Here is a 22,693-nt window from a genome sequence, read left to right on the forward strand (position 1 = left end):
GCGTGGCCCGCCGTCGTCCTGGCCGCCACCTTCCTCGTCAACATCGTCAGGGCCTCCCAGCCCGGCGTCTACTCCAGCGACATAGCGAGTGCAGGGCGCGGACGTTCGCGCCCTGCACTCGCTCGTTGGCCGCGGCGATCAGCTCCGGTGCGCTCGGTGCAGCTTCGCGGCACAGGCCGGAACGTCGGGAACGACGTCGAGGCGGCCGGTGTCCGCGTCGAACGCCACGGCCCTGGCACGCCCGGCGAGTTCGGGCACGGCCGCGGCGAGGATGCTTCCGCCGGCGGCCGGGGCGACCATGCCGCGCTCAGTGATCATCCGGCTGATCACAGCACCGAGTCCGAGCGGCTCGCGGCCGTCCCGTCCCACGGCGACGCCCGCGCGCCGCTTCGGCTTCGTGAGGCGGGCGCCGTCCTGCTCAGGATCCCGGGGTCGGGTGGGAACTCTTCGTTGTGCGGTCCGGACCAGTAAGTCCGCCGCGTGCGCGGAAGGGGTATCTCCACCAGCTTGCCGTCGTGGATCATCCACAGCGCAGACAGTCGTCCTCCTCGTCATGGATCAGAACCTGCACCGTCTCCGGCCGGGGGCCACGGCAAGGACTCCAGGTGTTTCAACAGCCCGGATCTACCGCGTATCCGCACGAACTCCGCACCCCAGCCGAACCCCCAGTTCCCGCCGGGCCGCATCTCGAAGAACTCCCTGTTCCAGGTGCGCGTGTCGTCGCGCCGCGTCAGTGGCTCCATGACCTCATCAGCGTCCTGCGCCAGCACGATGACCTCAGCAATTCTGCTCATGCCGGGATACGACCGTGAACCACGGATGTACCCGCAACTGAGATCTGCTGCGGGCGGAAATCTCGTACTGGGTGGGAGAGGAGGCCGTGCTCGATCTGCCTGGCGCCAGCGTCCGGCCTGTGCGGCTCCTGCCGACCGCAAGCGCCGGGCCCGTACGACCACTGTCAACCGGGTATCGCGGTTCGCGCGGACAGGATCCGCTCGGCACGAGTTCGTCAGGGCCTGTCCGGATGGCGGGGCGTGCGGCCGGACAGGCCCTGGGGATTTCGGGGTGTGGCTCGCTACACGGTGAGCCAGGCTGTCTGGTCCGGGGCCAGTCGGTTGTCTTCGACGGGACCGCTCGTCAGCAGGGTCGATGCGTGTTCGGGCAGCTGGTAGGGCTCGGTCGAGAGGTTGACGACGCACAGGAAGCCGGGCGTGCGGTGGAAGGCGAGGACTCCGGCGGGGGTGTCGTCCAGCCAGGTCAGGGGGGAGTCGCCGAGGGCCGGGTGTTCGCGGCGCAGGCGGAGGGCGGCGCGGTAGAGCTCCAGCATGGAGTCCGGGTCGCCGTTCTGGGCCTCCACGGTGCGCGGCGCCCAGTCGGCGGGCTGTGGCAGCCAGGGCGCGGCGATGGCGTCTTCCGCGCCCGCGGGGGCCTGGGGGCTGAACCCGTACGGTGTGGCCCGTCCGGACCAGGGGATCGGGACGCGGCAGCCGTCGCGGCCTCGGTCGGTGTGGCCGGAGCGTTCCCAGACGGGGTCCTGGAGGACGGATTCGGGCAGGTCCTCCACCTCGGGCAGGCCCAGTTCCTCGCCCTGGTAGACGTAGGCGCCGCCCGGCAGGGCAAGTGTGAGCAGGGCTGCCGCGCGGGCGCGCCGGGTGCCCAGTTCGAGGTCGGCGGGGCCGGCGGGGACGTAGGACTCGTTGGCAACCCACTTCTTCGCGGCCTTGCGGCCGTAGCGGCTGGCGTGGCGCATGACGTCGTGGTTGGACATGACCCAGGTGGCCGGGGCGCCGACGATGCCGAGTGTCGTGAGGGTGGTGTCGATGACGGCGCGCAGGTCCCTGGCGTCCCACTCCGTCATGAGGAAGTCGAAGTTGAAGGCGGTGTGCAGGCCGTCCTCGCGGACGTAGGCGGCGAGCCGTTCGGGGGTGTCCGTCCATGCCTCGGCGACGAAGGCGCGGTCGCCGGAGTACTCGTCGGCCACCTTGCGCCAGGCGCGGTAGATGTCGTGGACCTCGTCCCGGTCCCAGAAGGGGTGCACGCCGCCTTCGTGGTCGGCCAGGTCCGGCAGTCCGGGGTCCTTGACGAGGCCGTGTGCCACGTCGATGCGGAAGCCGTCCACTCCACGGTCGAACCAGAAGCGCAGCACGGACTCGAACTCGGCGTGGACGTCGGGGTGTTGCCAGTTGAGGTCCGGCTGCTGCGGGGTGAAGAGATGGAGGTACCACTCGCCGTCGGGCACCCGGGTCCAGGCCGGGCCGCCGAAGCGGGAGTCCCAGTCGTTGGGCGGCAGAGCGCCGTCCGGGCCGCGTCCGGGGCGGAAGATGTAGCGCGCGCGTTCCGGGCTGCCGGGGCCTGCCGCCAGCGCGTCCTGGAACCAGGCGTGCCGGTCGGAGGAGTGGTTGGGGACGAGGTCCGCGATGATGCGGATCCCGTGCGCGTGCGCCTCCTCGATGAGTCGCTCCGCCTCCGCGATCGTGCCGAACAGCGGGTCGATCTCGCGGTAGTCGGCCACATCGTAACCGTGGTCAGCCATCGGGGACTTGTACCACGGGTTGATCCAGAGTGCGTCCACGCCGAGAGACTTGAGGTAGGGCAGCCGGGAGCGGATGCCGGCGATGTCGCCGACGCCGTCGCCGTCGCCGTCGGCGAAGCTGCGGATGTAGACCTGGTAGATGACGGCGTCGTGCCACCAGGGAGTGGTGGCGGTGGTGGTGGCGGGCACAGTGTTGTCGCTCCTTGGTCGATTCGTGTCGGACTCGGACCTGTCGGTGTGTCTCAGGCGGACGTCGGCAGGCGGTGGTGACCCTGGCTGTCCGTGCTCGGTGCGAGGCCGTGGTAGATTCGGGGCGCGCCGTCGAGTGTCAGCGTCGCGCTGCCGTCGGTGACCGGGATCCGGGTGGCCTGTCCGATCGAGTCCACCTGCCGTACAGCGGTCGTGGCGGCGACAACGAGCGGGGTCTTGGTCGGCCAGGGGTCGGTCCACACCTCGGGGGCGGGGAAATGCCAGTCGGTGCGCCGGCCGGCAGTGTTCAGCAGGTAGCCGTCGGCCCGGTTCCACAGCACGACTGCGGGGCCGTCGGGCGTGTCGAACCACAGGCCGAACGTCTGCGGGTCGGTGAAGGTCAGCCAGCCCCGGAAGGTGGCCCGGTCGAACGTGCGGGCCGCGGTCGCGTAGGCCAGGAGCGACGGCTTCGGGCTGAGGTCGCGGTTCATCAGGCCGTAGTGGTACTCGACGTTGTCCGGGTCGGCGACCTGCGGCATACCGAGCACGCTGTCGTGGAACTGGTACCAGCACACGCCCCGGATCCCCTCGGCCTTGGCCAGGGCGAGGGTGAGCAGCACATTCTCGGCGGCGTGCCGGTAGGTGTCGTGCCACCAGCTGTTGGGCTTGGTGGGCGCGTATGCCTCGGTCAGCCAGATCTCCTTCTCGCCGTGCTCGGCCATCAGCGCCTTCAGCTGTCGCAGGCCGCCGTAGAAGTTCCAGTAGGTGCCTTCGGCACCGGTGGTCCAGTCGTCGCCCGGCGGTATGTGGTCCGGGGTGAAGTTGCCGCGTCCCGGGTGGTAGGCGAAGGCGTCGATCAGGTCCCAGCCGCCGGCGGCGATGAAGTTCTCCACCCAGGGCTTGTCCATGCCTGCCAGTCCGTTGTTCATCAGCTTGACGGTGTCGCCGGTGGCCGCCCGCCGGTCGTAGACCGGCTGCAGTGCCTTGTCCAGGTACGTCTGCGCGGCGTCGCCGCTGTTGAAGGGTCTGTTCAGCTCGTTGCCGACCTCGAAGTAGCCGGCGCCGGCAGCGACCGCCACCGCCAGTTTGTCCGCGGCCCAGGTGGCTGCCTCGGTGTCGGTGGCGTCCAGGGACGGCTGGAGTTCGATGTTGTGGCGCATTCCGCGGGCGTCGAAGGCGGCGGGCGGCAGCCCGGGGCCGCCGTCGTAGGAGATCCGGACCAGGCTGATGCCTGCCTTCTGCCACAGGTCCAGTACGGCGTCGGCGCTCGGCCGCTGCAGCCACGGGTAGTTGGCCACGGCGAACATGCTGTCCGTGCCGGCCTGGTAGTCGAAGGCGGGCAGTACCGCGAGGTTGGTCCGGGCGAACGCCTCGTCGTCGCCCGATCTGACGACCACTTCGGCCAGAGCGATCCCGCCGGCCGGCGCGGTCAGGGTGAAGGTGTGCTGCCAGGTGCCGGCCGCGGCGACGCTGCCCGGCACGGTGGTGGCGGCCAGCGTCGCGCCGTCGAAGTCGCGCACCCACAGCTCCAGGTCGACCGACTTGGCCGCGCCGCCGTTGGCCACCAGGGCGGTGAGTTCCATCTGCTCGCCGGCCGACTCGTACAGGTTGAAATCGCGGTTCGTGGTGAGTTCGAGGCCCAGCTCGCGGCCCCGGCCTATGGTGGCGGTGGCGGACGGGCGGGTCTCGGAGAAGAAGAAGTCGGCCCGGCTGGTCCAGCCGCCGGCCGCGTCGACCGCGCCCGGCGCGTGCACCCAGGTCGCGTTCGTCCATGCCTGGCGGGACCGGTCCAACAGGAACAGGCCGTGCAGCGCGGTTGACCAGGTGGAGGTGTGGGCGACGCCGAGGGTGTCCTCGTACGGGATGCCGCCGCCCGTGTCCCGGACCCATTCGGTGATCGGAATGTAGTCGTCGGGCGCGGTCGGCGCCTGGATCGCCCGGCTGAACAGGAAGCCGTCCGGGAGCAGCGTGTCCGCCCCGGTGACGTGCCACTCCAGCGCGGCATGGGAGGTGGTGACGCTGAACCAGCCGGTGACGGCGGTCGATCCGGCAGCGGCGTCGAAGGTGTAGTCCATGCGGATCGCCGGCGTTCCGTCCGCGAGCGCGCTCAGGGTCGGGGTGCCGCCGGTGGACACGTGGATGCCGGTGACACTGTCCTTGACCTGGAACTTCGACCCCGCCGACCGGGTGACGCCAGCTGCGTCGCGGATGGCGAGCCTGCCGCCCACACTGGCCAGGAGGCTGATGCCGCCGGCGGCCAGGGTGACGTCACCGCCGGCGGCGTGCGCCGCGATGGGGGTCGACTCGGCGACGAGCACGACGCCGGCGGCGAGGGCCGCGCCGAGGAAGCCCCGGCGGTTGAGGGGGGTTCGGGAGAAGGCTTCGGAGTTCATGGTCTGCTCCTGTCCAGCGCTGGGCTGCGCACGCTGATAATGCCTATCTTCAACTTGATGAACGCCACGTTTCCAGGCCGCTACCTCGGTGTCAACAGACGCTTGTCTGTGCGATCCCTCGTGCGTTACGGTCATCGCCAGCAGATGAAGTTAGGCATTATCACAATGGAGGAGCGATGTCGTCGAGACCTCGCCGTGTCACGCAACGCGAGATCGCGGAGCTGGCGGGCGTCAGTCAGACCACCGTGTCGGTGGTGCTGAACGACCGCGACGGCTCGAACGTGCGGGTCCCCGAGGCCACCCGGGCGCGGGTCAGGCGGGCCATCGAGCAGCTCTCCTATGTCGCGGACCCCGCGGCCCGCCGGCTCGCCGGGCTGGACAACCAGATCATCGGCGTCTTCACGTATGAGGCCGCGTTGTCCCCCGAGAGCATGGACTTCTACGGTCCGCTGCTGAACGGGATCGAGCGGGCCGCCGAGCAGATCGGGTGGGACCTGCTGTTCTTCACCTCTTCGCCGGTCGAGAAGGGCACCCGGAGCCTCTTCCACCCCAAGACCCGGCTGCGGCTGACCGACGGCTGTGTGCTGCTCGGCCAGCAGATGGCCGCGTCCGAGCTGGAACGACTGGTCGCCGAGCAGTTCCCGTTCGTCGCGATCGGCCGCCGGGACGAGACCGCCGCCACGGTGCCGTACGTGGCGATCGACTACACCACCCCGGCCACCGCGCTGATCGACCGGGCGGCGGCAGGCGGGCACCAGCAGGCGCTGTACGTCCACCGCGGCCGCGACACCCCGACCGCGCGGGACCGGCGCGGCGCCGTCGAGGGCGCCTCGACGGCGGGCACGCTGGCCTTCCTGCTGGTCGGTGAGGAGAGAATCGCCGACCTGCCCCGACTGGCGCGGGCGACCGGCGCGACCTTGATCATCGCGGAGGACGCGTTCCTGGCGGAGGACGTCGCGCACGCACTGTCCGGTGCCGGGGTCGCCGTACCGGACGAGGTCTCGCTCGCCGCGCTCGGAGAGGTGCGCGGCCATCGGGTGGACGGCCGGACCTTGGCGGGCTTCCACGTGCCCAGACCACAGCTGGCGGCCGAGGCACTCGATCTCCTCCAGCTCCTGATCGGCACGGACCCGCAGGAGTGGGCCGCTCTGGACCGCGAACGGCTGCTGGTCGCCGAGGTCGAGCCGGGGGACACGATCGTCACACGAACGGAGTCTCCGTCATGACCGACCGGATCACGGCCGAGGTGGCGATCATCGGCGGTGGACTCGGCTCCGTCGCCGCGGCGCTGGCGCTGCTGCAACGCGGCCGCCGCGTGGTGATGACCGAGGAGTACGCCTGGCTCGGCGGACAGCTCACCTCTCAGGCTGTCCCGCCCGACGAGCACATCTGGGTGGAGCAGTTCGGCGTCACCGCGCGCTACCGGGCGCTGCGGGAGGGCATCCGCCGCTACTACCGCAACCACTACCCGCTGACAGCCGCCGCCCGCACCGACCCGGAACTCAATCCGGGCCGTGGCCGGGTGAGCAAGTTGTGCCACGAACCGCGGGTGGCCCACGCGGTGATCACCGCCCTGCTGGCGCCGTACCGGTCGGCCGGGCGGCTCACCGTCCTGCAGCCCGCGGTGCCCGTCGCGGCCGAGGTGCGCGACGCGGTGGTCCGTACCGTCACCGTCGCGGACCCGCGCACCGGCGCCGAGACCGTGATCACCGCCGAGTATGTCCTCGACGGGACCGAGACCGGCGATCTGCTGCCGCTGACCGGGACCGAGTACGTCGTCGGCGCCGAGGCGCGGTCCGACACCGGTGAGCCGAGCGCTCCCGAGGCCGCGGATCCGGGCAATGTGCAGTCGATCGCATGGTGCTTCGTCTTCGATCACGTCGCCGGTGACCACACCATCGCCCGACCGGACGACTACGACTTCTGGCGCTCCCTCGAACTGCCCTTCTGGGGCGCGCCGATGCTCTCCTTCACCGCGCCGAACCCCCGGACCCTGGTGCCGGAGGACCGGACGATGAACGTCAACCCGGTCGGCGATGCCACCGGGGACCCCCGGTTCGACGCCGGCGACCGGGATCTGTGGCAGTTCCGGCGGATCGCCGCCCGGCAGAACTTCGCCGACGGCTTCTACGACAGTGACATCGTGCTGGCCAACTGGCCCCAACTGGACTACGTGAGCGGCTCGATCATCGACACCGACGACCGCCGGCTCCACCTGGACGCGGCGAAGGCGCAGTCCCGTGCCTACGTGTACTGGCTGCAGACCGAGGCGCCCCGCCCGGACGGCGGTCGCGGCTGGCCAGGGCTGCGGCTGCGCGGTGACCTGGTCGGCACCGCCGACGGGTTCGCGCAGGCGCCGTACATCCGCGAGTCCCGGCGGATCAGGGCGCTCACCACCGTGCGCGAGCAGGACATCTCGGTCAAGGCCCGGGGGGACGCCCGACCGGCCCGGTTCGAGGGCTCGGTCGGGGTGGGGATGTACCGGATCGACCTGCATCCCTCCACGGGCGGCGACAACTACATCGACGTCGAGTGCGCGCCGTTCGAGATACCGCTGGGCGCGTTGGTCCCGGTGACCACCCAGAACCTGGTGCCGGCCGCCAAGAACATCGGTACCACCCACATCACCAACGGCGCCTACCGACTGCATCCGGTCGAGTGGAACGTCGGTGAGTCGGCCGGGGAGTTGGTGGCGTACTGCCTCGAACTCGGCCTGAGCCCACGGCAGATCGCGACGGACGACCATCTCGTCGACCGGCTCCAGAGCAGGTTGACCGCGGCCGGGATCGAACTCCACTGGCCGCAGATCGCCGGCTACTGATCCCCCTCCCGGCAAGCTCTGCCCCAACCCGCAGGCGCGGCCACGCGCCGAGAACACGAAAGACGCACACCATGAGCAGAACGAGAAAGCTGGTCGGCGCTCTCGCGCTGACGACGGCCCTGACACTGACGGCGGCCTGCGGCTCTTCCACCGGCGGGTCCGGGGGTTCCGATGCCAAGAACGTCAAGCTGCGCATGACGGTCTGGACCTCGAACCAGGACCAGCTCAAGCTGTTCGACACGATCGCCGCCGCCTACCGCGCCAAGCACCCCGAGGTCTCCTCGATCACGTTCGAGAGCCTGCCCTTCGAGGACTACAACACCACCCTCACCACCCAGATCGCCGGTGGCAACGCGCCCGACCTGGCCTGGATGGGCGACCTGTCGAGGGACCTGATGGCCTCCGACGCGCTGGTCGGCCTGACCGACAAGCTGAAGGCGACCCCCGGTTGGCGGTACGACGACCTGGAGGCAAGCGCGACCAAGGAGTTCAGCCGGAACGGCACGCTGTACGCGTACCCGTTCTCGACCTCGCCGTACGCGCTGTACGTCAACACCGACCTGCTGGCGAGGGCCGGGCAGAAGACCGACCCGAAGAATCTGACCTGGGACCAGGTCGCCGCCGCCGGCGCGGCCGTCCACGCGGACACCGGCAAGGCCGGATTCGTCGTCCGGGACTTCGACTACACGTCGTGGAACATGCTCGCCACGGTGTGGACCGGCTTCGGCGCGTCCGCCTGGAGCGAGGACGGCAGGACCTGCGAGTTCACCAGCCCCGAGATGCAGAAGGCGTTCACCTTCCTGCACGACGCCGCGTTCAGGACCCAGGCCATGCCCGGCCCCGGTACGACGGCCGACTTCTTCGCCGGCGACGCCGCCTTCACCGTGGCCCAGGTCTCCCGCTCCTCTCTGCTCACCGACACGTTCAAGTACGCGCTGTACCCGCTCCCGGCAGGACCGGCCGGCGAGTACTCCGTCATCGGCCAGGCCGGCGTGGGCGTCCTCGCCGCGGGCAAGCACAAGACCCAGGCCACCGACTTCCTCGCCTACCTGACGAATCCGGCGAACTCCGAGAAGCTGGCGCAGTTCTTCCCGCCGCCGCGCACGTCGATGCTCACCGGTGAGAAGCTCGCCGCGAACAACAAGGTCCTGACCACCGCGCAACTCCAGGCCGCCGTGGTCGACCAGCTACCGAACGCCGTCACCCTGCCCAACCACACCAACCCGGCCGAGATCGCCCAGAAGGGCAAGACCGCGCTGGACGCCATGTGGAAGGCCGACGCGGACGTCCCCGCCGTCCTGAAGTCGGTCTGCTCCGCGATCGACCCGCTCCTGGCCAAGTGACCATGGCCGGCCTCACGAAGACCCGCACGAGGGCACCGGACACCTCCCGGACGCCGGCCACGGCCGGGAACACCTCCGGACCGCCGTTCTGGACGTCCCGGCGCCGGGACGTGCTCGCGGGCTACCTGTTCATCGCGCCGCAGCTCGCCGGGGTCCTGCTGTTCGTACTGATCCCGGTCGGGCTGGCGATCTGGTACAGCCTCAACGACTGGAACGTCTTCTCCGGCGAGCAGACCTTCGTCGGAGTCGACAACTACAAGGCCCTGGCCGACGATCCGCAGCTCCCTTCGGCACTGCGGGCGACCGCCGTCTTCTGCGGCGGGGTCGTGGCCCTGAACATCGGCCTGGGCCTGCTGCTCGCCGTACTGCTGAACCGGCGGTTCCGCGGCGCGACCTTCTTCCGCACCCTGTTCTTCTCCCCGGTCGTCGTCTCCGTGGTCGCCTGGACCCTGGTCTGGGGTTTCCTGCTCCAGGACAACGGCGGTATCAACGGAGTTCTCGGCGCGGTCGGCATCGACGGCCCGAACTGGCTCCAGCGCGGCGACACCGCGATGCTGTCGGTGATCGTCACTCAGGTGGTCCGCAGCGTCGGCGTCAACATGGTGCTCTTCCTGGCCGCCTTGCAGGGCGTGCCGGCGCAACTGTACGAAGCCGCCCGGCTCGACGGCGCGGGAAGCCGGGCGATCTTCACCCGGATCACCCTGCCACTGATCTCCCCCACGGTGCTGCTGACCGCGATCATCACCGTCGTCGGAGCCTTGCAGTCTTTCGCGCAGATCGCGGTACTGACCAGCGGTGGCCCGGAGTTGAGCACCACCGTGCTCGTGTACTACGTCTTCCAGCAGGCGTTCGAGTTCAACCACATCGGTTACGGCTCGACGCTGGCCCTGATGCTGTTGTCCTTCGTCATGCTGCTGACGCTGGTGCAGTGGCAGTTGCGCCGTAAGTGGGTGTTCCATGAGGAGTGAGCCGCGTCCCGTCCTCCGGCGGGTGTTCCTGCTGACCGCGCTCGGTGTCCTGGCGATCCCGTTCATGGTGCCGACCGTCTGGATGGTGGCGGCCTCGGTGAAGCCGCTGCCGGAGATCTTCAAGTCCCCGCCGTCACTGTGGACCAGCGACCCGACCCTGTCCGCGTACAGCGAGGCGTTCAGCTTCCAGCCGTTCGCCCGGCAGTACGTGAACAGCGTCTACATCGCCGTCCTGGTCACTCTGATCACACTTCTGGTCTCCAGCCTCGCCGGGTACGCGTTCGCCCGGATCCGCTTCCCCGGCGCGAACGCCCTCTTCCTGGTGGTGCTGGTCGGCCTCCTGGTGCCCAGCGAGGTGACGATCGTGCCGTTGTTCCAGATGTTCAAACAAGCCGGGGTGATCAACACGCACTGGCCGCTGATCCTGGTCACCGCGCTGGCGGGACCGTGTGTCCTGGCCACCTTCATCATGCGGCAGTTCTTCATCGCCCTTCCGGCCGAACTGGAGGAGGCGGGCCGGCTGGACGGTCTCGGCCGCCCCGCGATCTGGTGGCGGATCTGCCTGCCGCTGGCCAGGCCCGCGCTGTCCGCGGTCGCGATCCTGACGTTCCTCACCTCGTGGAACCTCTACCTGGAACCCACCGTCTACCTCACCTCGCCGGAGCTGTTCACACTGCCGCAGGCCCTCACCCGGTTCACCGACTCTTACGGCGCCGAGATGTGGAACACCCAACTGGCCGCCGCCACCATGACCGTCCTGCCGGTCCTGACCGTCTTCGTCATCGCCCAACGCCAGTTCGTCGAGGGCCTGGCCCACTCCGGCCTCAAATGAGTCCGGAACGGCCCCTGCCCAGGCACCGGCCCCTGCCCAGGCACCGGGCCCGGACCCCGGCGCCGGGCCCGCCCACTCGCTGCGTGGGGTCGTTCCCAGCAACCCCGGAGGCAGACACTTGGAGATCCGTCGGCCGTCACCCGACCCCGACACCGTCACCCCCATGACGGTCACCACTGGCGCCGCGCCCCCCGCACGGAACACACCCCTCGCCCTCGCCCGAGGGGTCCTGACGGGTGGTGTGATCGGGGCGTCACTGGCCGCTCTCGTCGTCGGCGCCATCATCGAGAAGTGGCCGCTGTTCGTCACCGGACTGGCTCTGCCCGCGACCTACGGCCTGGTCATATTTCTCGCCGGTGTGCCGAGACGGGCCCGGGAGGCGGCGATCGTGCCCCGTACGGCGCTCGCGGTGGTCGAGAGCGTGGAAGCCGTCGGAGGCGAGGCGACCAGCGACGTGGCGGTGCGGTTCGTCTCGACGGTCGCGCCGGACGACGCACCCGCGTACCGCGTCGCGTTCACACAGAGCATCAACCTCGCGGACCTGCCCGACTACCGGGCGGGCGCCGTCGTAGTGGTCCGGTACCCGCCGGACCGGCCGTGGCGGGCGAGGATCGTGAAGCGGCCGACGCCCCAGTGGGAGGAGCGGGCGGCCGGAGCCCGCCTCGACCCGGCGCCCGGGCCGGTCCTGGTGAGCGAGCACCCCGAGAGCCGCGCCGTCGGCTTCGTCACGCTGCTCGCCCTTTTGCTCGCCGCGGCCGGTGTGGTCCTGCTCTTCCGCGCCGACCTGTTCGACGAGAACGCCTCCGCACAGCCGCCGTCCTCCACCCGGCCGTCGGTCTCCTCCTCTTCGTCGACCACGGTGGAGTCGTCGGCCTCCGGCACGGTCGCCCTCGGCCCGCACCAGTCGTTCCTCGACAAGGGCGAGCTGCGCGAGGCCGCCGGCTCGCTCACCCAGGGCGCAGACGGACGCGCGGCGCTCACCGTCGTCGTACAGGACCGGCTGCTGTCGGTCGTGTACGTGCCCACCGGCTCAAAGACCCCGGCGTTCGACCCCGGCTCCCTGCCCTACGACCGCTTCCCCGCCCTCGTCAAGGAAGCGCAAAGCAGCCTGGGCGCGGGCTCGCCGGGGACCTGGCAGCTCACCGTCGAACGCCTCACCGGCTCCCTCACCATCAGGGTCAGTGTGACAGGCACCGGCGGAACGGCCTCATTGGAGGCAAACGGGGACGGCAAGGTGACCCGGCGCGCTGACGGACGCCGCGCCGGCCGCATCTCACCGAGGAAGCGATCTCACCGAGGAAAGGGAAGAAAAGGGAAGCCGCATGGGCCTGCAGGGATATCTGGCGCCGTGGTGCGCGGTGTTCGGCACCGTCGCACTGGTCGGCTACGTCCGGTCGCTGGCCGGAGTGACCGCGGCCCAGCGGGCGGTCCGGGTCCTGGGGCGGATCGAGCGGGTCCGCGAACCCAGGCACGGAAGCTCGCAACGCGACGGGATACCCGTGGTCGTCTCCTTCCAGGACCCCTCCAGCGGTGAGGAGTTCACCGTGACGAACGACGATGACCACGGGGAGAGCATCACGGCGGCCTGGACGGGCCGGGAGATCGGAGTTCGCTACCCGCGTGGAAGACCGCACGCCTACCAGTTCTTCACCGGCGACCTCGGGGCGGGCCGACGCGGCCTCGGGTGGCCGAACTTCGCGCTCTTCCTGATCTACGTCGGACTGGTGGTCTTCGCCGCGATCGACTGGAGCTGGCCATGGGCCCTGATCGGCTTCGGCGTGCCCTGGACCCTGTCCGGCGTGTGGTACATGCCCCAGAGCGCACGCGCCGTACGCCGCCGTATCGACGCGCTGACCTCCCAGCCCCCCGTTCCGGGCCGAGTCATCGCCGTACTCACGGACACCAGCACCGACAGCGAGGGCGGCACCGTCACCAGCCACACGCCGGTCATCGCCTTCACCACCCACCAGGGCACGGCTGTCACCGCCTACTGCCCCCGCGACCTGCCCGACCCCACCAACTCCCACGGCCGCCAGGTCACGATCCACTACGACCCCGACGACCCCGCCGTCTTCACCCCGAACCTCGCGGCCGAAGACCGTTCCCGCCTGCTCGACATCACCTGCGGCACCGTGGCGTTGCTCCTCGGCGTGGCGGCGACCGTCGTCGGGGCGGCGCTGTTGTGACACCCGACGAGCGATGGAACGCACCGGAGGACTCTTTCCCCATGGATCCCCTCACGTTCGACTACGAGAACCTGCATGTGCGCGTGGACCGAGGGGTGTTCGAACTTTTCCGGCCGCACAACCTGGAGACCACGCTACGGATCCCGCTGCCGTGGCTCGGGGTACTGGTGTACTACAGGAAGCCGGGCAAGCCCGGCGAGCTGATCTTCGGCGGTGTACGCGATCCGCGCGCCGCCCTCTACGGCACCCACCTGGCCTCCTTCGGGTACCGCTCCACCGAGGCGGTCCGGGTTCCCCGCAGTGACGAGCCGTTGTTCCGCGCGTACTTCACCGAAGTGGCCGCTCTCGCCGACCGGCCGGTGATCTGACATGGAACCACTGGTACTCGAACACGGCGATGTGCGTCTGCGGGTCGATCACGGCCTCTTCGAGGTGTTCCGGCGGGGCCGCACCACCGGCTCCTACCGGGCTCCGTCGAGCTGGCTCAAGGTCCGCAGCGCGGCCCGCAAGAGTGGCGTGACCCGGCTGCACTTCGGCAACATCGCGCACATCGACGAACCGCTCTACGCGCCCGAGACTCAGCCCGGACAACTGCTCGCGACCATCGAGATCCCGAACACCGACGAGCCCCTCGACCGCGCAGGACGTAGACGTAGGCGGCCTCCAGCAGTTCCTCCCGGCGGGGAGGGGGAGGGGTTTGTCTGGTCGTACTGCTGACGGATCAGGCCCCAGTCGATCGTCTTGGTCAACAGCACCGGAGCCAGGTTCGGCCACTTCTCGTCCTCCCCGGCCGCCGGCCGGTACAGGCGCGCCGAGCCGACGTTTCCTCAGCCAGGGCAGCAGGTGGAACCCGGGCATGTGAGAAGGAACCCGACGATGGAGGCGCCGTGCGTGTCGGTGTACCCGTCGGTCGATCTCCACGTCTGTGGGGTGCCGCAGCACACCCTCGATCATCGCGGCGACCTCGGAGGCCGAGCAGGATTTGAGCTGGCTGTGGACGCACAGTGACTTCCTCACGACGTGCCAGTAGATGAGCACGCCGGGGCCGCGGTGCCGCTGATGCCACTCGATCATGAAGTTGCCGGACCAGGAGCCGAACTTCTTGGAGTCGCTCGCACACACGGTGCCCTCGCCCCACCACGCCGCATCGCGGGCGGCGAAGGCGGCGTTGACCAGCCGCACCGGCGCCACGCGGAGATTGGTCCGGTTGACGAACAGGTGCCGCACCCTGCGCGGGACGGCCTCGCTCTCACCGTGCTTGCCGCTGACCGCGACCCGCTTGATGCCCATGTTCGTCCTCAGCGCGAACGGCACCAGCCGCAGTCGGCGCCACAGCACCGCCTTCGGCACGGCTTCCCTGGTGGCGACCAAGGTGAACTCGTCGGTGAAGCCGGTGGCGAACTCGGCCTCCTTGAGGATGTCGATCAGGTCGATGGTGCCTTCTCTGAACTGCGATGGAGAGCAGGATCAGTCAGTAGTGCCCCTGCTCGCGGGTGAGTTCGCGGTAGCCGCGGAAGTCGAAGAAGCGCAGACCCTCGATCACTGCTCCAGACACGATTTCCGGCAGGGTCCACGGGTGGGCGGTGTAGTCGTCCGTCGCCACGCCTCCGCGTTCAAGCAGCAGCGCGATCAGCTGGTGAACCTCTGCGGTGCCGTCGATCCGCCCGGAGATATCGACCTGCACCGCCCACGTGGGGTGATGCCCGACGGCCGCTTCGAGAATCGTCATATCCTCGGGATCCCAGTCGGAGAAGAGGCAGCCGGTCTGCTCGTCGTCGATGTCGATGTAGAGGTTGCCGTCCAGAGTCCACGGATCGCGCTGCTGAGGCAGGTGCCGATCGAGTGCGGCGATGGTCTCGGCCCTCTCACCTGCGGGGAACACGAACACTGTGCGCATGAGCTGGAGCGTAGGCAGTGCAGCCTTGCGGAGGCCATGGATTTTCAGCGATGGTGCCGGCTCGTCGATGTGGTGGTGTGGTTGGAGATGTACGACAATCATCTGATCAGAGCTACGATCTGCGGTTTTGCCGCCATTGGCCCTCCGAAGTCGCACCGAACCAGCACCGGGAAATCTCGTGCCGGGTGAGATACGAGGCCGCGCTCGATCTGCCTGGCTGTGGGGCGTGATGACAGGTACCAGAGATCGTCACTCACCGTAGCGCTACCCGCGCCACCAGCGCCACTGGGTGATCCGGGGGTCGTGATGCCCCAACCACTCAGCCATGTCCGTCACCGGAACACCCTTCGACAAGCCGGCGGAGGCGAAAAGACGGCGAAGCCAGTGTGTCGCGATCCTCCGCGAGATGCTCGCCGCCTTCTTCGCGTTACACCACAGCCGGTCGACGGGGAGCACATGAGGATGTCGGTGCGCCGCGCAGGACGGTCATGACGGTGGGGGTGCGGTGGCTCTGAACCTGGCTGGCATCCTCGGCCGTCGGGATCGATCACGGGCCGGTCGCGGTGCGGCCGTGCGCTCCGGAAAGAAGGGCAATCCTGACGGGAAAAAGGGCAGACCCATGTCAACGCCTCGTAAAACATGATGAGTTGAAAGAGACCTATGCGACGATGTCGTCTCCGCCAGTCGCTGCGAAAATGTCGGCACGTCACAAACGGAGTTTTCCATGCAGAAGGTCATCGACTACATCGAAGAACATCGGAAAACGTACGAGAACCACGCATTCTTCACTCGCCTGCTCACCGACGAGTCGCTCCCCGGAGAAAAGCGTCTGGCGTGGGGGCCCAGCGTGGTTCCCTTCATCATGGGCTACTCCGACCTGAACAAGTACGTCTTCCGCAAAGACGAAGGCAATGCCCGGCCCGATCAGCTGCAGGCCCTTCTGAATGCGCACACGTACGAAGAGGACTTCCACTGGCAGTGGATGCTGACCGACCTGGAGAATCTGGGGGCGGACAGCAGCATGTCCCTGTCGGACGCCACGCGGGTCCTGTGGAGTGCAGACTTCAGCCACTCTCGACGTCTCTGCCTGGAACTGGCCGCGCTCGCCGCGGGCGCCCCCACGTACGCCGTTTTCGCGATGGTCGAGTCCATCGAGGCTGTCTCCATCACGATCTTCACCCACTGCCGGGGAATCGCCCTGCGGGACGGTCGCGAATGCGAGTTTTTCGGCACCAAGCACTACCTGGCGGAGGCGTCACACAGCATAAAGTCGCCCGAGGTGGAAGAGAAAAGCCTGCCGTCCCTCGACGACGCACAGCGCGAGGAAGCCAAGCGAGTGGTGGACCGCACGTTCTCGCTCTTCGACAACTGGTCCGGCTCGCTCCTGCACTTCGCTCTCGAAAGCGGGGACCACGAGCGCACGTACGAGAGAGTGATCCAGGAGAGCAAGGACCTGCTGCCGGAAGCCGAGGCGGTGGCCGCAGCCGCCTTCTAGTAGTTGATGATTTCGGCGCTGTCATCCATGCGGATTGCAGCCAGCCGGTCTCGCCACACCTGGAGAGCTTCGGGTGTCTGTCGCGTCCAGTCGGTGACCTCACCAACGATCCGGAGCGGTTCCCTGCTGCGATAGGAGCGGGTGGGGTTGCCAGGGAACTTCTTGTCGGTGACGTTGGGATCGTTCTCGAACTCCCCGGCCGGTTCGACGACGTACACTCGCGGGGCTCCGTCGCCTGCGGCGAGTTCGGCGGCGAGACCCGCGCCGTCGCGCAACGCGGTGAAGTAGATGTGGTTCATCACGATTTCGGGCCGGTAGTTGGAACGGAAACCGGCGGTGAGGTGATCTCCGACCCGCAGCTCGGCCTTTGTGCCGTGAAAGAACGGCCCCTCGTCCAATACCTCGTCCATCGCCACAGGTTATCAACTCAGGCAGTCGTGACGGCCAGCCGTCCAGGACGGCTCGGACACCGTGATCACACCAGCCACAGCAAGATCATTTAACCCTGGTCAGTAGTTACGGGACAGCCCTTGCCGGTCGGCCCGCGCCGCCAGCCGTTCGATGTTCCGCAGGGACTGGTGCAGGTCGACGACTGCGAAGGGGGCTGGATCGGCCAGTGTCCGCACGGTGGCCGGGGGCAGGGCTGTGTTCACAGGGTTGGGTCCCGCATCCGGGCCTCCAACATGCGTGTGTTGGCCGGCCCGGCCCAAAACCAGCGGCAGCACGGACGAGTGGAGCCGCGACCGGGCGGCGCAACTCGGGTCACAGCAACTGCCCGTTTCTGCCAGAGGCCTCCAAGTCCGAAACGACACGAAGCGAGAGAGGGACCCAGCGCCGTCCTAGGAGTCGTCGCTCAGCAGTTTGGAACACAGACCGTGCCGGCTGCCCCGGGCCGCCCGGGCGCGTTTCGGGGCGCCCGAACGCAGAGACTCCAACCGTGCCGTTGCCTCGGCGGCTTCCAGGGATGCCTCGCCGTCGATGCTGAACAGTTCCTTCAGCCCTACGCCCTTGGTCTTCTCGGCGACCACCAAGAGCTTCCGGCCGTAGACACGCTCAGACTGTGCCGGGTCCAGCAGCCCGATATTGTCCCCGTAGTCCTTCCGCGCCTTGTAGGCGTCCGTTCAGGACTCGCGTGAGATGGAGTCCGGATCGATCTTCGCGGCCAGCTCGTCGCAGTTTGTCACGCCGAAGAGGGCAAGCAGGGCTACCAGCCGGACGGACTCCGGCACCTGGCGGCCACCGGAATCCCCCGCGAACTGTTCTGCGCGCACGACCGGGGTAGACCCGGATGGCGAGACGCCGAAGCGGCCGTGCAGGTACCAAGAACCGCGTTCGAGCGGGTCACTCGGCACGCCGGGCTCGCGCGGGAGGTTCGCCTGCCCTGCCGGAGAGGCCGGCACCGGCCGCCGGGCCCCAGCACACGGAGAGACCCGAAGGACAGGGCCGGCCTCTTGCCAACTGGGTGGACCCGTCAGGGACGCGAGGGGTCTGCCGCCTTGTCGGGGGATGTCAGGGCGGCGAGGAATTCGTCGGTGTAGGTGACGGTGAGGAATTCCATGTAGTGGCCGTCAGGGTCGTGGACGTAGACGCCGCGGCCCCCTGCCAAATGGTTGACAGCCTGCGGCTGCTTGTGCTGCGGATCGGCCCAGTAGGGCAGGTCACGTTCCTGGATCCGGCCGAAGATGGCGTCGAATTCTTCTTCGGTGACACGGAAGGCATAATGGCTGGGGACCCACTCCTTGCCCGTCACGAGGTGTTCTGCGTAGTCCAGGGAAATCCCGTTGTCGAGGCGGACGACAGCGAACGGACCGAATGCCTTGGGCTCAGGTGTTCCCAGCAGGTCGGCTATGAAGCGGGCACCGGCAAAGCGATCGGAGCTGTGGACGATGGTGTGATCAAGCTGGGGCATGGCATTCCCTTTCTTTTTCGGGCAGGAAGTCGTTCTGGTTTTCCAGTCACCGAAAACGGTCGAATTCCACAGAGGGACGGCAGGGCAACGGTTGGCCGCCATTTCCGGCGCGTGGCACAGTTCCATCGTCCCATCCAGCGCGCTGAGACCATCCTTCTTGCCGGAAGTTTTTTCTCATACTTTTGGAGGAGGTCTCAGGTAGTACGTGCTTGACCGAAGGTATTACGTAGCACTCCAGCACGGTTTTGTGATCTGTCCAGCAGGTTCATCGAGGGCCACGTGGCGGCGGTGCTGGTGTACTGCCACTGCACCCCGCCGAGTCGGCTCAACTCGGTCGAACCGTCCCGCGATCCGGGCCATGACCAGGTCGGACGTGACCCGCCGGCGGACAGCCCGGACGGGCCGTTCTGTCACCCGTGCGGTCGGGGCAAGGGCTCCGTCCAGATGATCCCCGGGTGGCCCTCCTTTTTTCGTTACCGCTCTGGAGCCAGTAATCGGCACCACCCACTACGGAATGTTCGAGCAGACGTCGGGGTGGACCGCCCCGAACTCCGCGAGCCGGCCGGCGCCGACCGCTGGACCTGGCTCGCCATTGCCGCCCACAGCCCACGGTAGCCGTCATGACCAGCAGAGCTGCACTGTCTTTCCGGCCTCGAAATACCTTCGGTGCCGGCCCGCCCTCGTGGCGTCCTAGGACCATGTGCCGAGTGCGATTCGGGCCGGGGGCCGGTACCGGCAGTGGTCCGGGACATTAGCTTGGGTGATCAGCCTGGTCACCCCCGATCCTGGATGTATCCGAGGAGTTCGATGTCCATCAGCGGCTACACGTACCTCTGCCGGTTCGATGTGCTGGAGGAGGGTCTTCCCTGGCGGTTCGAGGTGGAGGGCGTGCCCGTCTCTCTGATCCTGAGCGAGAAGGAGATCTTCGCGATCCACGATGTGTGCTCGCACAGTGCCGTTTCGCTCTCGGAGGGCGAGGTGGAGGGGTGCACCGTCGAGTACTGGCTGCACGGCTCCCGCTTCGACCTGCGCAGCGGAAAGCCCCTCGATCCGCCGGCGACCCGGCCCGTCCCGGTGTATCCCGTGCAGGTCGAGGACGGATGCGTATACGTCGATGTCGTTACGCGGAATGATCGGTGACCGAGTCGCCGGACGGCCTCCCGGGCGAGCGGGCCGATGCCGCACGCAACCGGGTCCGGCTGCTGGAGGCGGCTGCCTGGCTGGTGGCCGAGCGGGGTGCCGAACACGTGACGATGCAGAAGGTCGCGCTGGTGGCCGGGGTCGGGAAGGGCACTCTTTTTCGCCGGTTCGGTGACCGCAACGGTCTGTTGCTCGCCTTGCTGAACGACGTCGAGGCGGAGTTTTACGAGGCCTACACCTGCGGGCCTCCGCCGCTGGGGCCGGGGGCGCCCGCGAGCGACCGGCTGACCGCGTTCGGATGCGCCCTGATCGAGCGCGTCGCCGACGAGACCGACCCGGGCCCGGCGCTGGGCCGCCAGGTTCCGAGCGAGCGGCGGCAGACCTCGTACTACGGCCGGGCGTTCCGCCACCACGTCCGGTCGCTGCTGCGGGAGGCAGGCGTCGTGGGCGATCACACCATGCTCGCCCAGGCCCTGCTCGCCTTCGTCGACCTGGAGACCCTGGATAACCTGCGCAATGACGACCAGGTCACCACCGAGCGCCTGCAGAGGACGTGGACGGATCTGGTAGGGCGGGTGACCGGAGCCGGCGAACGGTGAACGGACGCCCGTCTCCAGGGCACCGTTCTCACGCGGGGAGGACGCTCACGGCGTTCGTCCCGCCCATGGCCTCCGCCTCTGCGGTGTCCCGGGCTGTCCGGTGGATCACGACGTTGCCGAGATCCCGGGACAGGCGGGAGACGAGGGCGGCGAGCCCGTCGTGCCAGTCTGCCCGGGCGGTCGGCGGAGGGACGACGATCAACTCCAGTACGTCCGCCGAATGTGTGGCCGTTCCCTCGATGACGGCGCCGGTCAGGATCAAGTGGTCCGGTGCGGGGTGGAGGCGGGCCTGGGCCTCCTCGTGGACGTGGGCGATGACTGCGTCGCGCAGGTCCGACAGCTGATGCAGGGCTGCCCAGACGATGTGGCCGGGGACAAGACGTACGGCCTCGCCTTTGCGTCTGGGGGCGATGAGGCCGAGCAGGCCGAGGCGGAAGAGCGCCGCTTCCAGCTGGGTCGACGTCACCGCGGCGTTCTTGGACAGGTCCTCCAGTGCCAGCGGCCTGTCGGCGGCGGTGTGATGATCGACGAGGGCGGTGAGGAGCCGACCCGACGTTCCGGGAAACAGAGCGGACAGCGGGGTCCGGAAATTCATGTCCCGTCCTGGGTGAGGGTTCTCGCCGGCTTCGCAGGTGGTGGCATCGACGACGAAGCCGACGAGAGACTTGGAATTCTGAATTACCGGTGCTCGGTGATGTCGTAGATCCACTCGTCCGCGAGCGCAGCGGCGGCCTCGTGGAACTCCCCGAGCACATCGAGGAATCCGGTCCGCCCCCACAGGGCCTGCCCCAGAACAGTGACGCCCACGGCGGTGATGTGCACGGCCCCGGCAGGATCCCGACACGACGCCGCGCGCATCGCCGACGTATCTCCGCGGGCCCAGGCCCGCGTCGCCTCGGACACTGCGAACTCGTAGTGCGGCGGAGCCGAGACGGCGACCTCGTCGGCCCGCCGCACCAGGTCGTCCTGCCGCCACGGCCTGCCGGTCAGCTCCATGACGCTGATGGTGGAGCGCAACAGGCCGTTCAGGATGGTGTACACCTCCAGCGAGCCGCCTGTGTCCAGACCGTCCAGGGCCTCTCGGACCGCGACGGCGTCGTGCCCCACGTAGCCCCGGACAATGTCCAGAGCCCGGTCGCGGGAGGTCTTGTGCACTGTGCTGCTCATGTGAATCACCCTAGTGACGCCCGGAGGGGAAGGAATCGGTCTCCCGGCCCAGCAGACCTCGGAAGAAAGCACTAAGACCACCGGCAGTACGCACCGTCTCCCGGCGCGAGACGGTGCGTCCGTCTCGTCGCGGCTCCCTGCGGGCTGGCCGCCAGGCGCTCGTGGTCTGCCACGCCGAGCCCGGTAGTCCGTCCGCCGAGGCCCTCGCTCTGCTCGGCAGCGCTGTCGCCACCACCGGGGCGACGGCGGGTGACGCACTCGTGCCGCGGACCACTGACGAGCAGCGCCGAGGAGACGGCCGGCGGTTGACCCACCTGCCGACCGGGGCACCCACACGCCGGGGGCGGTGCAGGGGCTCCCGGGCTTCGCTTGAGGCGAGCCGGGCGAGCCCCAGGAACTCGCGGGCGGAACCGACGGCACTGACGGCGCCACAGCCACTGCGGCAGCCTGAGCTTGAGGGCGCTTCCCGCGCGAGCGTGGGTGAACCGCAGGCCGTGCTTGTCCCACGGCCAGCGGATGACGGGTCTCCTGCACGCCTCCATACAAGCACCCGGAACAGAGGGTCGGTAACTGCTACTTGAAGGCGCAATCACCTCCAACCGATCCAAATGATGGAACAGTTGAGCCCAATCAGCTCGTGTCGCCCGGGCAGGCACCCAGGAACTCAATCCGCTCACCCAAGCTCAGATGCAGACGCGCGGACAGCGGTGACGACCGGGACGTGCCAGCTGGTGTCTCCAGAGTCGCGGTGGCTGCGGTTCGTGAACTCCCGCTGGGGCCAGATGTTCCCCCCACGTGCCAAGGCAGGTTCGACAACCACTGGATCGTCGACTCCACGCCGGTGGCATACGAGCGCTCGCGCCCAACCGTGAAGCGGTCGGACATGGCCGACTGGGTTCGCTGGGTTGCGCCCACCAACTCAATCAGACCAAGATCCGGACCATTCCGAGTTCAACGGAGCGTAGTCAGCACCAAATCAGCACGGGAGTCAGCACCGCACCGTCACATCACCCTGAACTACGCGTCCCGGACGGCACTCGTTTCGACCACCACCGATCCCCCGAGCCGCCTCTCCACGAGTCGGCATGGTGGCTGCACGCATAGCTGCCCCTCGAACTGTGTTGCCCCGCCACATGTGCGCCTGACCTGCGGATTCCTACGGTGTGGCGACACGCAAACGTCCCCGTCACACCCCAGGAAGTGATGCCGATGTCGTCGCCC

At 68.5% G+C, this 22,693-nt stretch carries 24 protein-coding genes and 2 pseudogenes; 12 read left to right on the top strand and 14 right to left on the bottom strand.

Annotated elements, in window-relative coordinates; genetic code table 11:
• Positions 1–138: 138 nt before the first annotated feature.
• The 4 genes from AB0P17_RS27175 to AB0P17_RS27190 all read right to left on the bottom strand — a co-directional run bounded on the left by AB0P17_RS27175 (position 139) and on the right by AB0P17_RS27190 (position 5,115).
• Positions 139–318, bottom strand: a complete 180-nt coding sequence (locus AB0P17_RS27175; protein WP_365814555.1) for a hypothetical protein — start codon at positions 316–318, stop codon at positions 139–141.
• A 233-nt stretch (positions 319–551) separates the two neighbouring features.
• Positions 552–794: a hypothetical protein gene (locus AB0P17_RS27180; RefSeq protein WP_365814556.1), complete on the bottom strand. Its 243-nt coding sequence runs from the start codon at positions 792–794 to the stop codon at positions 552–554.
• A 281-nt stretch (positions 795–1,075) separates the two neighbouring features.
• A complete protein-coding gene (locus AB0P17_RS27185) occupies positions 1,076–2,722 on the bottom strand; it encodes a glycoside hydrolase family 13 protein (RefSeq protein ID WP_365814557.1) in 1,647 nt (548 codons plus the stop codon).
• Between the two features lie 53 nt (positions 2,723–2,775).
• Positions 2,776–5,115: a hypothetical protein gene (locus AB0P17_RS27190; RefSeq protein WP_365814558.1), complete on the bottom strand. Its 2,340-nt coding sequence runs from the start codon at positions 5,113–5,115 to the stop codon at positions 2,776–2,778.
• A gap of 176 nt (positions 5,116–5,291) precedes the next feature.
• Between AB0P17_RS27190 and AB0P17_RS27195 the strand changes: the two genes are divergently transcribed.
• The 9 genes and pseudogenes from AB0P17_RS27195 to AB0P17_RS27235 all read left to right on the top strand — a co-directional run bounded on the left by AB0P17_RS27195 (position 5,292) and on the right by AB0P17_RS27235 (position 13,982).
• Positions 5,292–6,341: a LacI family DNA-binding transcriptional regulator gene (locus AB0P17_RS27195; RefSeq protein WP_365814559.1), complete on the top strand. Its 1,050-nt coding sequence runs from the start codon at positions 5,292–5,294 to the stop codon at positions 6,339–6,341.
• Positions 6,338–7,936, top strand: a complete 1,599-nt coding sequence (locus tag AB0P17_RS27200) for an FAD-dependent oxidoreductase (RefSeq protein ID WP_365814560.1) — start codon at positions 6,338–6,340, stop codon at positions 7,934–7,936. Before AB0P17_RS27195 ends, AB0P17_RS27200 begins: the two co-directional genes overlap by 4 nt.
• A gap of 71 nt (positions 7,937–8,007) precedes the next feature.
• Complete coding sequence (locus tag AB0P17_RS27205; protein ID WP_365814561.1) at positions 8,008–9,279, top strand: sugar ABC transporter substrate-binding protein; 1,272 nt, start codon at positions 8,008–8,010, stop codon at positions 9,277–9,279.
• A gap of 2 nt (positions 9,280–9,281) precedes the next feature.
• Complete coding sequence (locus AB0P17_RS27210) at positions 9,282–10,247, top strand: sugar ABC transporter permease (protein ID WP_365814562.1); 966 nt, start codon at positions 9,282–9,284, stop codon at positions 10,245–10,247.
• Positions 10,237–11,079: a carbohydrate ABC transporter permease gene (locus AB0P17_RS27215; protein ID WP_365814563.1), complete on the top strand. Its 843-nt coding sequence runs from the start codon at positions 10,237–10,239 to the stop codon at positions 11,077–11,079. Before AB0P17_RS27210 ends, AB0P17_RS27215 begins: the two co-directional genes overlap by 11 nt.
• 163 nt (positions 11,080–11,242) lie before the next feature.
• Positions 11,243–12,328, top strand: a pseudogene (locus AB0P17_RS27220) (DUF3592 domain-containing protein); the annotation flags it as partial.
• Positions 12,329–12,401: 73 nt separating this feature from the next.
• The gene (locus AB0P17_RS27225) at positions 12,402–13,265 is read left to right on the top strand and encodes a DUF3592 domain-containing protein (protein ID WP_365814564.1); all 864 of its coding nucleotides are present in this window, start codon (positions 12,402–12,404) and stop codon (positions 13,263–13,265) included.
• A gap of 41 nt (positions 13,266–13,306) precedes the next feature.
• Positions 13,307–13,633 carry a hypothetical protein gene (locus AB0P17_RS27230; protein ID WP_365814565.1) on the top strand — a complete coding sequence of 109 codons (327 nt, stop codon included), beginning with the start codon at positions 13,307–13,309 and terminating at the stop codon, positions 13,631–13,633.
• Position 13,634: 1 nt separating this feature from the next.
• Positions 13,635–13,982, top strand: coding sequence for a hypothetical protein (locus tag AB0P17_RS27235; protein WP_365814670.1), 348 nt, complete (start codon positions 13,635–13,637; stop codon positions 13,980–13,982).
• Positions 13,983–14,228: 246 nt separating this feature from the next.
• Here AB0P17_RS27235 and AB0P17_RS27240 read toward each other — a convergent pair.
• From AB0P17_RS27240 to AB0P17_RS27250, 3 genes and pseudogenes are all read right to left on the bottom strand, one after another.
• Positions 14,229–14,636, bottom strand: a pseudogene (locus tag AB0P17_RS27240) (Tn3 family transposase); the annotation flags it as partial.
• Between the two features lie 100 nt (positions 14,637–14,736).
• Positions 14,737–15,162: a hypothetical protein gene (locus AB0P17_RS27245; RefSeq protein WP_365814566.1), complete on the bottom strand. Its 426-nt coding sequence runs from the start codon at positions 15,160–15,162 to the stop codon at positions 14,737–14,739.
• A 264-nt stretch (positions 15,163–15,426) separates the two neighbouring features.
• Entirely contained in the window at positions 15,427–15,618 is a 192-nt protein-coding gene (locus tag AB0P17_RS27250) for a tyrosine-type recombinase/integrase (protein ID WP_365814567.1), read from the bottom strand.
• A 268-nt stretch (positions 15,619–15,886) separates the two neighbouring features.
• On the opposite strand from AB0P17_RS27250, the gene AB0P17_RS27255 reads away from it, so the two are divergent.
• Positions 15,887–16,657 carry a hypothetical protein gene (locus AB0P17_RS27255; protein ID WP_365814568.1) on the top strand — a complete coding sequence of 257 codons (771 nt, stop codon included), beginning with the start codon at positions 15,887–15,889 and terminating at the stop codon, positions 16,655–16,657.
• Here AB0P17_RS27255 and arr read toward each other — a convergent pair.
• From arr to AB0P17_RS27280, 5 genes are all read right to left on the bottom strand, one after another.
• Positions 16,654–17,067: an NAD(+)--rifampin ADP-ribosyltransferase gene (gene arr, locus AB0P17_RS27260; RefSeq protein ID WP_365814569.1), complete on the bottom strand. Its 414-nt coding sequence runs from the start codon at positions 17,065–17,067 to the stop codon at positions 16,654–16,656. The genes AB0P17_RS27255 and arr overlap by 4 nt on opposite strands.
• 99 nt (positions 17,068–17,166) lie before the next feature.
• A complete protein-coding gene (locus AB0P17_RS27265; RefSeq protein WP_365814570.1) occupies positions 17,167–17,310 on the bottom strand; it encodes a hypothetical protein in 144 nt (47 codons plus the stop codon).
• A gap of 186 nt (positions 17,311–17,496) precedes the next feature.
• Positions 17,497–17,685: a hypothetical protein gene (locus tag AB0P17_RS27270; RefSeq protein WP_365814571.1), complete on the bottom strand. Its 189-nt coding sequence runs from the start codon at positions 17,683–17,685 to the stop codon at positions 17,497–17,499.
• Positions 17,686–17,778: 93 nt separating this feature from the next.
• A complete protein-coding gene (locus tag AB0P17_RS27275) occupies positions 17,779–17,928 on the bottom strand; it encodes a hypothetical protein (RefSeq protein ID WP_365814572.1) in 150 nt (49 codons plus the stop codon).
• A 200-nt stretch (positions 17,929–18,128) separates the two neighbouring features.
• Positions 18,129–18,566 carry a VOC family protein gene (locus AB0P17_RS27280; protein WP_365814661.1) on the bottom strand — a complete coding sequence of 146 codons (438 nt, stop codon included), beginning with the start codon at positions 18,564–18,566 and terminating at the stop codon, positions 18,129–18,131.
• An 807-nt stretch (positions 18,567–19,373) separates the two neighbouring features.
• Between AB0P17_RS27280 and AB0P17_RS27285 the strand changes: the two genes are divergently transcribed.
• Both AB0P17_RS27285 and AB0P17_RS27290 read left to right on the top strand, forming a co-directional pair.
• Entirely contained in the window at positions 19,374–19,706 is a 333-nt protein-coding gene (locus AB0P17_RS27285) for a non-heme iron oxygenase ferredoxin subunit (RefSeq protein WP_365814573.1), read from the top strand.
• Positions 19,703–20,305, top strand: a complete 603-nt coding sequence (locus tag AB0P17_RS27290; RefSeq protein WP_365814574.1) for a helix-turn-helix domain-containing protein — start codon at positions 19,703–19,705, stop codon at positions 20,303–20,305. Before AB0P17_RS27285 ends, AB0P17_RS27290 begins: the two co-directional genes overlap by 4 nt.
• A 28-nt stretch (positions 20,306–20,333) precedes the next feature.
• Here the strand turns inward: AB0P17_RS27290 and AB0P17_RS27295 are convergent, their stop codons facing one another.
• Entirely contained in the window at positions 20,334–20,900 is a 567-nt protein-coding gene (locus AB0P17_RS27295; protein WP_365814575.1) for a hypothetical protein, read from the bottom strand.
• Positions 20,901–20,983: 83 nt separating this feature from the next.
• The gene (locus AB0P17_RS27300; RefSeq protein WP_365814576.1) at positions 20,984–21,472 is read right to left on the bottom strand and encodes a hypothetical protein; all 489 of its coding nucleotides are present in this window, start codon (positions 21,470–21,472) and stop codon (positions 20,984–20,986) included.
• Positions 21,473–22,693 lie beyond the last annotated feature (1,221 nt).

Origin of the sequence: Streptomyces sp. NPDC088124 (assembly GCF_040685895.1) — a bacterium.
GTDB lineage: Bacteria > Actinomycetota > Actinomycetes > Streptomycetales > Streptomycetaceae > Streptomyces.